The organism is Nitrosomonas sp. (assembly GCF_024282095.1).
Taxonomy (GTDB): Bacteria; Pseudomonadota; Gammaproteobacteria; order Burkholderiales; family Nitrosomonadaceae; genus Nitrosomonas.
Genome location: NZ_JAMWZS010000003.1, coordinates 106,788 through 120,084, shown reverse-complemented (window position 1 = coordinate 120,084; position 13,297 = coordinate 106,788). Strand labels below are relative to the sequence as shown.

Below are 13,297 nucleotides of genomic sequence, written 5' to 3'. Positions count from 1 at the left end.
CCCGTATTCTGCTTTGTTGCTATCGACAAATGTCACCATTATTTCGGTCGGCGGTCGAGCTCCGCCTGCGCAAAATAGGCCGATGCCTTACGTAATATCTCGTTGGCTCGCTTTAATTCCCGATTCTCCTGTTCCAATTCCTTGAGTCTCTCACGATCCGCAGTCGACATACCACCTCGAATTCCCTGATCAGTCTCTGCTCGTCTTACCCAGGTGCGCAACGTCTCCGCTGTGCAGCCAATCTTTGATGCGATCGATTTAATCGCCGACCATTGCGATTCATGCTCCTTTTGCTGCTCGAATACCAATCTTACCGCTCGTTCTCGTACTTCCGGTGAATAACTGATTTGATTCTTCATCTTCTCCTCCTCTCAAATCATTTTATCTCTGGAAATACCGGGGCGATTCAGGTATCTGCGAGCGTTTCCACAAAACCATCTTGCAGGAATTCTACCAGGTAGCATTCAGGCGAAAGATTTACCAATCCATCGAAGAGCTACAGCACGATCTGGATGACTGGATGGCAAATTACAATAGTGAGCGTACCCACCAAGGAAAGATGTGTTGTGGGCGTACGCCTATCCAAACTTTAATTGACGCAAAGGAGGTATGGGACGATAAAATTACCGCATTGAATAACTGAATTTGATCTAACAGACACATCGTCAAATCGGGTGACTGTCAGATCAGGTCGAGACTACTACAGGTGATTCGATCCGCCCTTTTTCACCAAAACAAAAGAGCACATAGTCAAATATTGATCTAAGTGCTCTTTTGTTTTCTGCAATCATGTCACTGGGCTTTATCAACGACACTGGGTGCCAGTGTAAAAAAATAGACAATAAAATACACTACAAGGACGGCATTAACCTACGAGCCGCTCCAGTAGGGATATTTGAATTCTTTGGCGAAGGATCACTTGGAACTACTCCAGAAGGAAGCTGCATTTCTTCTTCTGCAGTTTTTACTTTTGCTGCTTTTTCTTTATCGATAACAAGACCAGGCTTAAGATTTGGCCCAATACTTTCTCTCTCAACAAATTGATGGTTTGGATGAAAAGACTTATCAAAAGCAAATGCGCTACCTGTAAAAAAAGCCATATACATAATAATCGCTATCGTTAAGATTTTTCCTTGATTCATGATGATTCTCCATTTAGTTGTGTCGATTTCGAATAATAATGAAATTTAAACTAATCTATTTTATTTTTTATTTCTGAAGACTTATCGTTAATTAAATCCTTTCCTTCTGCAGCACGATTATCAATCTTTTTCTTCGCACATTCAACATCAGTATCAGTACAAATTGCTTCGTCTACACGATCCACTGCTTTGTTCGCATCGCGTTTGATTTCATTTTTAACTGCTTCGCCTTTTTCAGGCAATGTTTCAGTAGCATGTGCAGTTGAGAAAAACAAACCGATAACCAGTGCCAGTAGTAAATTAGATATTTTCATTTTGAATTTAGCTCCGTAATTTAAAATCGTTTATTTATCATTTATAAGAGTACGAAGCTAATAATAGCCATTCTTCTCAGGCTTATCTGTTCGGTTGCATACATATGCCATTAATTATTCTACTCTGATTGTGCATCGGTGCACTGCAAGAAACATTCGGCAATAAAGAAATCTAGGGGGTAGCTAGGTTATTGATAAATAACTACTCAGGATTCATGCACATGAACTGGTTTTCTGCTTAATGCATTCGATCAAGGAAGCTACCTGAATTGGCACTTAAAGCGTTTCGCCCTGCCGACCAACTTTCGAAGCAGTCACAATGGCGCACACATCGAAGCGGAATCGGCTGACGCCCTGAAAATACCATCACGTCATGTATAAAAACGTAATAGATATCGTTCAGAAGCCTTTCAATATTTGACACGTACGCGATAAGTCAGCTTAGCTTCACTATCCGCTGCAACAGGTACCTTCCACTCCACCAAACCGGCGCTGAGTTTCACATGCGGCAAAGATTCGGCTATCACTTCCCAATCACCGGGTATGGGTTCTTGGACTTGCACAGTGACAGCTTCTTTCTTGGCATTCTTTAAGGTAATTTGATACGCAGTTTCAAATACGCTGGTATGGCGCACTGTGCCGGCAATTTGCTGGAAATCGGTCTGTATTTTGTCAGCAGTGATATCGAATGCGCTGCCTAGTTTAAGGCGTATGCGTTCATTGCTGGGCGTGTGATCAATGCGGTCTTCCCCGACGAATTGACTATTGCCCTGCAAATCCTTTTTGTAAACGCGAATAACACCTCTGGGCAATGGAATACCTAAGCCCTCCCCTTTATTACGAAAATTGATGAATACATGGATCTTGTGCTTTTGACTGATCGTATCGTGCTTTCCTGAATAATAATAATCCGCCCCCTGCAACAAATATTCTTTGTTGAAAGGAATATTCAGTGCGGACATCAGCACAACCTGTTTGGTCTGATTCTCAGAAAGCGTCGTGGGATGCTGCAAGGTATACAGATGATACTCAAAGAATGACTCTTCCTTCATCTGTACCGCATCAACCGCTTCTGCTGCCAGCGCCATCATTTTTCGGGCAATGCGCTGCTCAGGTTGCACGCGATTGATATCACCCGCGACTAATTGCAGATTGGCATTGTAGTAGGCGATGCCACTTTGGTTGGTCAGCGTGACAAGGCCATTCAGATCCAGCGAATCGTCAGTTTCACTTAATGCAACCACATAATCAGCGTGCCAGGATAATCCTTGCGTCAAATAGGAAAGCTCCAGATCGTGTTTGCCTTGGGATGGACTTAGCAGTGAAACAAGTAATGTGGGTTTATCACGCAGATTTTTCGGCACACCCGGAAATATCATCCGCCCCGACACCCCCGTTTCGATACGGTCATTAAATTTCAGCACCACGCCGTCATTGGTTGAAAGGATAGTCGCCGCTTCACTCGTCTCGGAACCTGTCATCGGATTGGTACGGATAACGGTGATTTCCTTGCCGGAATATTTTTCCAGCAGCTTCGCCGGAGTGAGCAGGTCAAAATCAAAATTCTGCTCGAGTAAGCGAAATTTAGAAGGCGCGGTGAGATTACGCAGCAATGCTGTCTCAGGACGGATCTGGGCTGACACATCGCGCCACGCTAAGCGATTGATATCCTGATCCAATATCACTTTGCGCGAATCTCTTATCAGCGCCAGATTTTCATTGTAAATCGTAATCGCGATACTTTCCTGATCTTGGGCCGTAGAAACTTTTTCATCCATTGCGGCCGCATGAGAATTACATGTAATGATGGAAAAAATAACCGCAACGGCTGCAGCCCTGGCGCCTTTCTCAAGACAGTATTCGTTCTTCAGCCATTTCGTCATCCGCACAAACTCAATATGATTCATCATCACTAATTTTCCCATTTTGATACAAAACCATTTGACGCACACATCAGTAAAGAGTAACTGATATCGTTGAGAACTACCATCAGACTATGTTTGTTCAAATGTACGCATGATGGCAGGCGCCGAATTGAACGCGATGCACGGTTATCGAAGCTGCAACCGATGTGTTTGCATTTGATGTGCGGTGAGCGATGCCGATAAATTTCCGCTGACAATCATGGCGTCGTCGATGTCCGTTTCAATATGTGTAGTTCTTTTCCCCGATAAAATATCGGAAGCGAGCGATAACGTGTAATTGCGCGCCGCATTGGCTTGGTTCCAGACTCGTGTTATCACACCCTGAGTTATTCCGTCCTCAGCCGGCTTCAAAGCCCACAGCAGCACATCCGGATCGGAAATGGTTAGGAATGTATGACTGTTTTCGCTGTAAACCGGATTTGTTCCGGTCACAACACTCGTTACGAATGGATTCTGGTGTTCGAGCGAAAATTTCATCGCCGCTGTTTGATTAAATGCACCGTGTGTTTGCAAGGCAAACCGTTGCAAGAATCGCGCATCGCCGCCCTGATAGGGAATTCCAAAATGCTCGCCATCGACTTGACCACCCGCCAAAATGCTCAGTTGCGGCGTGCCGGTATCAAATTCAGACCGTGTGCTATTGCCCAGTTTCATATAATACGCATCAGCGTTTGAAAGCGTTACGCCAGCATTGTCACCGGATACATCGGCGAAATGATTGATCGTCAGCCAATCGTACCGCGCATTTTTCGGCGAATAATGTCCGCCATCGGGCAACAATTTGGCGCGAATGACCGCACCAACTTCTTCATGCCAGACATCGGGCGAATCGATGTTGAATGAATAACCCCATGTCAGCGTTTCGCCGAAATTTTGCAGAATTTCATTCTGAATCTCGATGCGATTGCTACCGCGAATCAATGTAATGCGCGTCGTATGCAAACGCGGACTCATGGAAATCACCCGCAGCGTTACGCTCACCGCACCGAGGTTCTTGCTTGCAAAGCTGCCGCCCCTCCCCCCCAGATCGTTAACCCATCGGTCATTCATTTTGCGCACAAATTCACGATTTCCCTGCGCTTTGTCGATCAGGCTCGTGATCGCGCCGGTGTTTGAAACGGTGATGCGGTAAAAATCGTTTTCAATGACATTGCCGATCACGCTTGCCGCATTTGAAAATGAAATTCCCGCACCATTTTTGATTTCAAACACTTTGTAACCGACTGAAGGCACATCGCTGGCCAGAATTCTCAATCGGGTTTGCCCGTCAATCGTCACATACTGCCAAGGCACTTGTTGTCCGGTCGCCACATCAACGACATGAATCAGGTTTTTATTGTCGACAGGGAAATCCGCATAATCGGTTCTGTTCCAACTCAGACTGTTGAGCACATAAAACCTCGGATTGGTGCCGCTTCGGGCAATCATCGTGCCCAGCTGATTTTTTGCATCCTCGTGCAGCGTGTCGACGTACGATGTAATCTCACCTTCGATTCTGCGCTGCCAGTCAGCTCTGTCGGCGCGCGAAACAGGGCCGTCCGCGGTCCAGTTATGTTCATAGTACAAACCGAAATTGAGCATTGCTTTATCACGTGCCGCAATCCGGCTATTCATAAAGGTGGAATTTTTCAAAGAAACCAGCGTAGCCAACGCATCAGCGCTACGCAGCTTCTCCACGGCGCGTTTAACCCGCGCTGAAACTTCCGCCATTGAAGCCGAATACAGCTCCCATTCATTACCATAGCTGGCCGCAAAGGTTTCCAGTTCTGTACCGTGATGCGCTTCAAAATCCCTAAAAAAATCCAATTGATTCGACACAATGACCTGGCGTTTTGCCGTGGTTAATTGCTTCGCGGCGGTGACGAATTCGTCGTCGATGGTGATGAGATCATCTTCTCCCTTGCCAAAAATACCAATGACCGGAAAAGGATAACGTGCTGCAAATGACGCATCCGTATCGATAAAAGGAATCGTTGTATAAGGATCACGCCCTTCGGCATAACCACCAATGGAGGTATTATCATCCGTAATATTGAGCAACAGCGAATTCCATTTCATCAAAATGCGGCTGTCGTCGCGACCGCCGAGATAATAAATCTCGCGTTCGCGGTTGCTCAGATGCGGCACATGCGTGGCGCATCCGCACACGCCCTTCCATGAATATTGGGCCCCAGAACCTGCCCATAATGATGACAAGCCGTACGGCAAAGTTTGATTTTCCATCGCAATCGCCAGCGGAAAATCAATGCCGTACGCACGTTGGATTAATCCCGGATAATACATGCCGCGCAAAATCGCTTCCGCCGGCGTGCCACCATTTGACAGCACCAGTGCGTTGAGCGGCACACTGAAATGCCCGTCCTGGATGCGACTGATCAATCGTTGGAATTGCGTCGCTGAGCGGTTCTTTTGATAAATCCACAACCAAAAACTACCGTCGGCATTCCAGCGCGCCTGATACGGCGGAGGGCTTGCCGCAGTCGCATCCATCTGATCCAGGTAATAGTCGATGGTAGCCAGAAAAACACTTTGATACTCGGCTTCGCCTGCCGTCCACATGTAATCGGTGTGATCATCAGGCGCCAGATAAATCCGTTTTTGGGCAAAACCCGGTTGTGCGATTAGCATGGTCAGTAAAAAGACAAAGCCTTTTAAAATAGTACTTTTCATACCGACCATTGAAGCATTGTCAAAAGATCTGAGCGTTGAGTCATATTCAATTCAGTTAAAAAATTTCACTCAAAAAATCAGCAATCGACCGGTACGCGCGATTTGCTGCCGCTTCCTTGTATACCGTTCCGAAATCGGGATTATTGGCTTTCGGATTCGTGAAAGCGTGCATCGTGCCGCCATAGACATGAATCTGCCAATCCACGCCTGCTCGCGTCATCTCAGTTTCAAATGCCAGCACTTGCTCCGGCGGCACCATTGGATCATCGTGGCCATGCAGGCAAAGCACTTTAGCAGTTATTTTCTCATTCGCGACATTACCCGGCATAAAAATGCCATGAACACTGATCACCCCGCGCACATCCGCTCCGGAGCGGGCCAATTCCAGCACGCACATGCCGCCAAAGCAATAACCCATGGCAGCGACTTTGGTTGCGTCGACCTGTGGCAGCTGCCGAACCGTGTTCAGGGCGGTATTGATTCTGCGCCGGAGTAATGCCCGGTCTTTCGCAAACGGACTCATTAATGCGCCGTTCTTCTCCGCATCACCATCAGCGCCGATAATCCCTTTACCATACATATCCAGCGCAAAACCCACATACCCCATGTCGGCGATTCTCTCGGCAGCTTTGCAGGCAAATTCACGCCGCCCGCTCCAATCGTGTGCCACCAACACAGCGGGCTTAGACTTGCCGGTATCGTGATACGCCAGATAACCCTCGAGCAGCCGGCCGCCGTCCTCATAATCAATGTTTTTTGTAATCATATTTCTTCCTTCATTAAACAATCACCAGCGATATATTATTACTCTCTTCCTGAACAGCATATCAGCTTGTCCAGTTACTATTACATTTGTGCAGCAAAGATGCGACATAAACTTCTTATATCGCATTGATAAGCGCTTTAGTCGCTTAACCGGTGCTAAAAATTCAATAAATAAAAATCTGATTCGATAACAACGACATCTTGCTATCGCACATATCTCATATATGTAACTGAATACTTATGCTGCGGCAACAAGAACACTTTGATTGTTCTGATATTTCTCAACAATTAAAGAACCCGAGAAAATCTCATGTACAAAACCTTTATGAGGAATTTGCAAAATGGTACTTCTAAGAAATAAAATTTTTTCCACGTGCGTAGCAGCCTCATTACTATGTGCAACCAGCACAGTATTTGCCGAAAGCGTCGCCATCAAATATGATCAAATATTCATCGCTGACAAGAGCTTGGTTGTTAAGGATTTGCTCACCGGGCAGCTGAATCAATGCACCGCACCACCTTTGCTCGATCCAGCAGGCAATGATGTCACCAGCTCGCTGGCAACTGCGACCGATGTTGTCATCAAGCGCAATTATGCAATCGTGACGGTACATCCGCTCGATAGTCAAGGCAACGCGCTGACCGACACCGTGACTGTCGACGTATCCAAGTGCCTGGAACAGAAAACTATCCCGGTCAAAGAATGTATCTCCACAGTGGATCTGGACAGAGGTGTCTTGACGATCCCATGCGTTAAGATTAATGATTCCATTGTCACCGTGAATATGGATCGCCGCGGTAATTCGTCTAACTGGGAAGTTACATTCCTTCAAGATAATGCCAACATGGCAAATTACAGTGATGCTAGCAATGATGATGAGGAAGATGACGACGACGACAGCAAAAATAAGCAGAAAGGTCGTTAAAAATGATCATGATTGATCAGATTTACTGCTGATTGCATCTCACAGGGCAGCAACGATAGGAAAATAATCACTGCTGCCCTGTTCCAAAGTGACATCAGGTAAAATCTATTTTCAGAGATATTTAACAGGCTATTAATCTGAAAATAGATTCAAAAGAATGTTAGCCTCGCTGTACCACGCAATCCAGCAGGCCATATCATTAATTGACCTAAAAAGGAACCTGATCATGACCAACAAACTCCACCAAGTTATACTCAGTATTTCAGCGTTATCAATCTTTACATTATCCAATCCGGCCTGGGCGCAAGATTTACTGACGCAGAAGGTTCTGCCGCTGGAATTATCAACCCAGGCAGCAATGGCAGCCGTAAAAAAATGCCATGACGATGGATTCAAGGTCAGCGTTGCCATTGTCGACCAATCCGGATTACTCAAAGTGCAGTTAAAAGCCGATGGCGCCGGACCTCATACGCTGGATAGCAGCCGCCGCAAAGCTTACACAGCGAATAGCTTGCGCGACTCGACACATAAATATGCCGTATTGGTCACACAAAAACCTGAATTGCAGAGTCTGACACGATTGAACGAAAACATCCTGTTGCTGGGCGGCGGTTTCCCGATCAAGATCGGCGGTGAAGTGGTCGGCGGTATCGGTGTGGGCGGCGCTCCCGGGATTCAGTTTGATGAAGTGTGTGCCAGTGCCGCACTTAAAGTCTTAAAAGCGGATGATACGTTCGAAAGCAAGTGATTATCGGCTGCGCACCACCGCGGCGTAGTCGATAAACAGTTCTTCCAGGAACAAGCGAGGATTCAGCGGATGCTGAGACAATCGTTGCTTTGCATTTAAAGTACGCGCAAAAGTAATGCACTCCAACAAATCAAACTGCCCGCTCAACGCTTGGATGGTAGCCAGTTGATTCAAATAGTAGCGGATTTTTCCAGTGGTGCGATAGCTGATCAAGTCATAACACCATTTTTGCAACCAACTGACAACAACAGACAGATTTGCCGGCTGCAAGGCCTCGGCCAGAGAAAGTGCATCCAGTCGCTTGGAATCAGCGATGTGTTGTATGAATTGTTGGTATTGCATCGCATTTTCTCCTTGACCAAACAGCCGGGCTGACAAAGGGGAAAAACCGACGGCTGCCAGGCAAGCGTGCGGGTCATTGATCGCATGCTGTTTTAACCACGCAATCGAAGTTTCAACATCCGGTATCGGCATTGCGATTTGCCGGCAGCGGCTACGTATGGTCGGCAACACATGCTGTGCCTGATGCGTGACCAGAATAAACAGCACATTGGCCGGCGGTTCCTCCAGTTTCTTGAGCAGCGCATTGGCTGCCGATCTATTCATGGTTTCGGCGGGATAAATCAGGATAATCTTGTAGCCATCCTGATGCCCGGTCATGTAAACAAAATCTGTCAGTTTGCGAATTTGCTCGATACTGATCTGCTGGCTGGCACTTTTCTTGGTCGCGGCGCTGCCGGACTTTTCGTCACTGTCTTCTTTCTCATTCAACTCACCAGCGTGAACCGCTAATGCTTCCGGCATAACCTGATAAAAGTTGGGATGTCCGTTCTGTTCAAACCATCCGCAGCTTGAACATTCCCCGCAAGCCTTTTGTTCTGCTATGGGCGCTGTGCATAGCAATGATTGCGCCAGATGACGCGCAAAATCGTACTTGCCGATGCCTTTTTTCCCTTTTAACAGCAATGCGTGACCCAGGAATTGGCGATTCTGCGCCAACTTCTGCCAGATTCCCTGTTGCCAGCTATAAATATCACTCATGATTCAATAAATGCTGTAGAACCTGTTCAACCGCAGCTTTGACTTCGGATAAAGATTGACTGCTATCAATCAGCTTGATGCGATCAGGAAACTGCTTGGCTCGGGTCAAATAGGCCGCACGCACTCTTTGGAAAAAGTCGGCCTGCTCTTGCTCAAATCGATCGGAAACCTTGATTTGACTCACGCGCTGCTGTCCCACGTCGACAGGCACATCGAAGTACAGCGTTAAGTCGGGCTGCAGCGTACCTTGCGTCCAGTGCTCCAGGATAGCCAGTTTCTCGCCATCCAATCCTCTGCCGCCTCCCTGATAGGCAAAACTGGCATCGGTAAAGCGATCGGATATGACCCATTGACCTTGTACCAGGCTCGGCAGAATCACTTTATCGAGGTGCTCACGGCGCGCGGCGAACATCAATAATGCTTCCGTTTCAGCATGCATGGCAATGGACTTATCCAGCAGCAATGTACGTAATTGCTCACCCAAAGGTGTTCCGCCCGGCTCCCGCGTAACCACAGCCGTTAACCCCGCACGTTGCAATAATTCGATGATCCAGGCCAACTGAGTCGATTTACCTGCACCGTCAATGCCTTCCAGTGTAATGAATTTGCCTTGTGTCATGCCTTTTCTGTTTTCAAGTGTTATGAAGGTAAGCTACCATGCACGATCAGTTAATCATCAGTCCATTTTAACGCATGCAAATAGATGCCGCAGGTCTACTGGAGACTGCCCAGTTTATCGCCTCCCCGAATTTTGATGAGCGGCCAGTTGGTACTCACATCAGCTTACTGGTGATCCATAACATCAGCCTGCCGCCGAATGAATTTGGCGGCAATGGCGTGATTGAACTGTTCACAAACCAAATCGACCCGCACGCGCATCCTTATTACCAATCGTTGCAGGGAATGAAGGTATCCACGCATTTTTTCATCCGCCGTGATGGCTCAATCATACAGTTTGTACCTTGTAATATGCGCGCCTGGCACGCAGGAGTATCCAGCTGGCAAGGTAAGGAACGGTGCAACGATTTTTCGATTGGCATTGAACTGGAAGGCAGCGATATCATACCTTTTGCCGATGCACAATATACAACATTGATTGCATTGACAGAGTGCTTGTGCGTCCACTACCCGATCAAGGATATCACCGGACATTCCGATATCGCGCCCGGACGCAAAACTGATCCGGGGCCGTATTTTGATTGGAAAAGATATACGAATTGCCTGGGTAGCAACATCATTAAGCGATAAACAAATAACACACCAGCGTGATAACCACAGCACCAATAAAATTAAGCACCAGCCCTTCACGCGCCATACTGGTCATTGGAACCATGCCGGTTCCAAACACAATTGCATTGGGCGGTGTCCCCACGGGCATCATAAAACCATAACTAGCAGCCATCGCAGCAGGTACCATTAGCAAAGCGGGATCAATACCCGCTGCTACGCCGGCAGGTCCAAGAATCGGCATCAACAAAACGGTGATTGCCGTATTACTCGTTATTTCTGTGAGAAAGATAACTGCCAGCGTAACGAATACAATAATGATCAGTGGATGTAGGCCAGACAGCACTGCCAATTGCTCACCAATTGATTTGGATATGCCAGTTTCAACAAAGGCCTGAGCAATGGCGATACCGCCGGCGAAAAGAATAAGAATACCCCAAGGCACTTTGACTGCGGTTTCCCAATCAAGAAGTTTCCCATCACGACCATTGGGGATCAAAAACATAGCAAGCACAGCAATCAATGCAACCGTTGCATCACTTGCTCCCTTAAGATCAAGCCAGCCACTCCAACCACCAAAAGGCTCTGTGCGCGTTATCCAAGCGAGAACGGTTATGCCAAAAATAGTCAGAACACGCTGCTCTTCCGGGCGCCAACGACCCGATTCCGGCATAGTCAACTTACCGACATAATTCAAATGACGTGTCAGCCACAAACCAGCCAGCGGTGCCATTAATAGAACGACAGGCACCCCCCAACTCATCCACTCCAGGAAACTCACCGTGTTTCCTGTAAAACCTTCATACTCCTTCATGAAAACCAGATTGGGAGGTGTGCCGATGGGCGATCCCAAGCCACCGATACTGCTACCATAAGCAACTGACAATAGCAGAGGAAGCGCCAGTTTTTTATCATTACTTTGAGCGATAACAGCAAGTGCCAGCGGTATCATCATGAGCGTCGTTGCCGTATTAGAAATCCACATGCTAAGCAGTGCGCAGGCAAACATGAAACCCAAAACAATGCGCCGACTGCTATTTCCGCCTATTATTCTAATCAACCCCAAGGCAAGGCGATGATGTGCGCCAGAACTTGCTAAAGCAGCAGAAATCATAAATCCGCCTAACATCAGCAATATCATATCGTTTCCATAGGCTTTGGCCACATCTTCCTTTGACAGAACATCAACCAATGGAAAGACTGCAAGCGGAATCATGGAAGTGGCCGGTATCGGAATCGACTCAAAAAGCCACCACACGACACACAACATCACAACGGCACCTGTCCAACAGGCTTTGGCATCCCAACCGGATGCGTTCATGCTGGCGGCGAGGAGTGCGGCAAGGAGTGGACCAAGAATTAAAGTCCAGTGGCGTAACATAGATTCTTTTAACCACATACAAGAAATTATTAAAGAAAGAGAAAATTTTAGCTCGTAATTTCACCATGCTAAATTTTTATGGAGATTTTTTGTATCAGCTAGTTACATTGCTTTGATTTAGGTTCAGCTAAATTCATATTTGAACTTTCTTTCACTGACAAATGGTCACTTTTTACTTGTACCATCGTCCTAGTATAGTTTCTACAGGCAAACATTAGAACGATTGCCGAGTTATCTTGCCCCATTGCAGTTATACAAGGTTGAGTCGGCTGTTCTTTAAATTTATTCGTTTTGCGTCCATGTAGCTCTCTTCTGTATTCGTCATATACAGCTATCTTATCCTTGAACTGTTCTTCATATTCTTTACAAGAATACTTCGGAATCATTTCGATCTCATGAAGAATTCTTCGCATACCAAACGTTCCATCGTTATTGATCGGAAGCTGCGTTTTGTATTTTGATTCAGCAGTTCCAATATATTTAAACCCATCACCAGGTACACTAACTTCAATTTCATGCACAGAAGTATCTATACCTTCCAAAAGATATCCTGAATTACCATCTGATATACAGCGTACATTGTCCCAGCTTCCGCTAATTGCTGTTGCTCGAATACCATGATTTTTCGTAAATTCTGTTGATGTAAAGAGATATTTTGTGTTTTGGTGAAAAATAAAATGCCCTGTTTTTGCAAGCAAGTCACATTTTTCTTTTCCAGTCTGCTCGAATTTTGATAATTTATTCTTTAGATCATTAACTTGTGTTTCTAAATTTCTATTTTCACCGGTCAATTGAGCACATTTAGCATTATCACACGCCAAATTTGAATTTCTATCTTCATATCTATCGAAAATTATCATCGATACGATCGCAAATAATATTCCTCCCCAAAAATAATGTGTTAGTTTTCCAGCGGCTAAGCTAAATTTCCCAATTCTAATCGTTTCTACCTTGCCATCCTCATACTTACCTATAAGAAAAACAACAAAAGTGAGTAAACAAATTAAAAACCCACCAAGATAAGCAGCAAAGATAAGAAACTGAAGAAGATTTTCCATGAACGCCTATTCCCAAATTTTAGAGATGTTAAAATTAATTCTGATAACTTGCCATGCCATACTTCAATTTAAGGCATTAGTTTATCAGAACTATCTTACA

The 13,297-nt window shown here is 46.0% G+C and carries 12 protein-coding genes, 2 pseudogenes and 1 other annotated feature; of the genes and pseudogenes, 4 read left to right on the top strand and 10 right to left on the bottom strand.

Annotated elements, in window-relative coordinates; all coding sequences use genetic code 11:
- Positions 1 to 81, bottom strand: a sequence feature (AL1L pseudoknot). This feature is flagged as partial in the annotation.
- Positions 1 to 359: pseudogene (locus Q0K92_RS02055) on the bottom strand (transposase); the annotation flags it as partial. Its footprint overlaps the feature before it by 81 nt.
- Positions 360 to 406: 47 nt before the next feature.
- On the opposite strand from Q0K92_RS02055, the pseudogene Q0K92_RS02050 reads away from it, so the two are divergent.
- Positions 407 to 643: pseudogene (locus Q0K92_RS02050) on the top strand (integrase core domain-containing protein); the annotation flags it as partial.
- A gap of 208 nt (positions 644 to 851) precedes the next feature.
- On the opposite strand, the gene Q0K92_RS02045 reads toward Q0K92_RS02050, so the two are convergent.
- From Q0K92_RS02045 to Q0K92_RS02025, 5 genes are all read right to left on the bottom strand, one after another.
- Positions 852 to 1,142, bottom strand: a complete 291-nt coding sequence (locus tag Q0K92_RS02045) for a hypothetical protein (protein WP_297324142.1) — start codon at positions 1,140 to 1,142, stop codon at positions 852 to 854.
- A gap of 50 nt (positions 1,143 to 1,192) precedes the next feature.
- Complete coding sequence (locus tag Q0K92_RS02040; protein WP_297324141.1) at positions 1,193 to 1,456, bottom strand: hypothetical protein; 264 nt, start codon at positions 1,454 to 1,456, stop codon at positions 1,193 to 1,195.
- Positions 1,457 to 1,866: 410 nt separating this feature from the next.
- Positions 1,867 to 3,366: a DUF4139 domain-containing protein gene (locus tag Q0K92_RS02035; protein ID WP_297324140.1), complete on the bottom strand. Its 1,500-nt coding sequence runs from the start codon at positions 3,364 to 3,366 to the stop codon at positions 1,867 to 1,869.
- A 141-nt stretch (positions 3,367 to 3,507) separates the two neighbouring features.
- Positions 3,508 to 6,051: a hypothetical protein gene (locus tag Q0K92_RS02030; protein WP_297324139.1), complete on the bottom strand. Its 2,544-nt coding sequence runs from the start codon at positions 6,049 to 6,051 to the stop codon at positions 3,508 to 3,510.
- 55 nt (positions 6,052 to 6,106) lie between these two features.
- Positions 6,107 to 6,817, bottom strand: coding sequence for a dienelactone hydrolase family protein (locus Q0K92_RS02025; RefSeq protein WP_297324138.1), 711 nt, complete (start codon positions 6,815 to 6,817; stop codon positions 6,107 to 6,109).
- Positions 6,818 to 7,157: 340 nt separating this feature from the next.
- Between Q0K92_RS02025 and Q0K92_RS02020 the strand changes: the two genes are divergently transcribed.
- Together Q0K92_RS02020 and Q0K92_RS02015 are read left to right on the top strand one after the other, a co-directional pair.
- On the top strand, positions 7,158 to 7,742 hold the full coding sequence (locus Q0K92_RS02020) for a hypothetical protein (RefSeq protein WP_297324137.1): 585 nt from the start codon (positions 7,158 to 7,160) through the stop codon (positions 7,740 to 7,742).
- A gap of 226 nt (positions 7,743 to 7,968) precedes the next feature.
- On the top strand, positions 7,969 to 8,490 hold the full coding sequence (locus Q0K92_RS02015; protein WP_297324136.1) for a heme-binding protein: 522 nt from the start codon (positions 7,969 to 7,971) through the stop codon (positions 8,488 to 8,490).
- Here the strand turns inward: Q0K92_RS02015 and holB are convergent, their stop codons facing one another.
- Positions 8,491 to 9,531, bottom strand: coding sequence for a DNA polymerase III subunit delta' (holB, locus tag Q0K92_RS02010; RefSeq protein ID WP_297324135.1), 1,041 nt, complete (start codon positions 9,529 to 9,531; stop codon positions 8,491 to 8,493).
- Positions 9,524 to 10,150 carry a dTMP kinase gene (gene tmk / locus Q0K92_RS02005; protein WP_297324134.1) on the bottom strand — a complete coding sequence of 209 codons (627 nt, stop codon included), beginning with the start codon at positions 10,148 to 10,150 and terminating at the stop codon, positions 9,524 to 9,526. The genes holB and tmk overlap by 8 nt, the downstream gene beginning before the upstream one ends.
- Positions 10,151 to 10,224: 74 nt before the next feature.
- Between tmk and ampD the strand changes: the two genes are divergently transcribed.
- A complete protein-coding gene (gene ampD / locus Q0K92_RS02000) occupies positions 10,225 to 10,779 on the top strand; it encodes a 1,6-anhydro-N-acetylmuramyl-L-alanine amidase AmpD (RefSeq protein ID WP_297324133.1) in 555 nt (184 codons plus the stop codon).
- Here ampD and Q0K92_RS01995 read toward each other — a convergent pair.
- Together Q0K92_RS01995 and Q0K92_RS01990 are read right to left on the bottom strand one after the other, a co-directional pair.
- Complete coding sequence (locus Q0K92_RS01995; RefSeq protein WP_297324132.1) at positions 10,769 to 12,139, bottom strand: SLC13 family permease; 1,371 nt, start codon at positions 12,137 to 12,139, stop codon at positions 10,769 to 10,771. The genes ampD and Q0K92_RS01995 overlap by 11 nt on opposite strands.
- A 98-nt stretch (positions 12,140 to 12,237) precedes the next feature.
- A complete protein-coding gene (locus tag Q0K92_RS01990) occupies positions 12,238 to 13,197 on the bottom strand; it encodes a hypothetical protein (RefSeq protein WP_297324131.1) in 960 nt (319 codons plus the stop codon).
- Positions 13,198 to 13,297 lie beyond the last annotated feature (100 nt).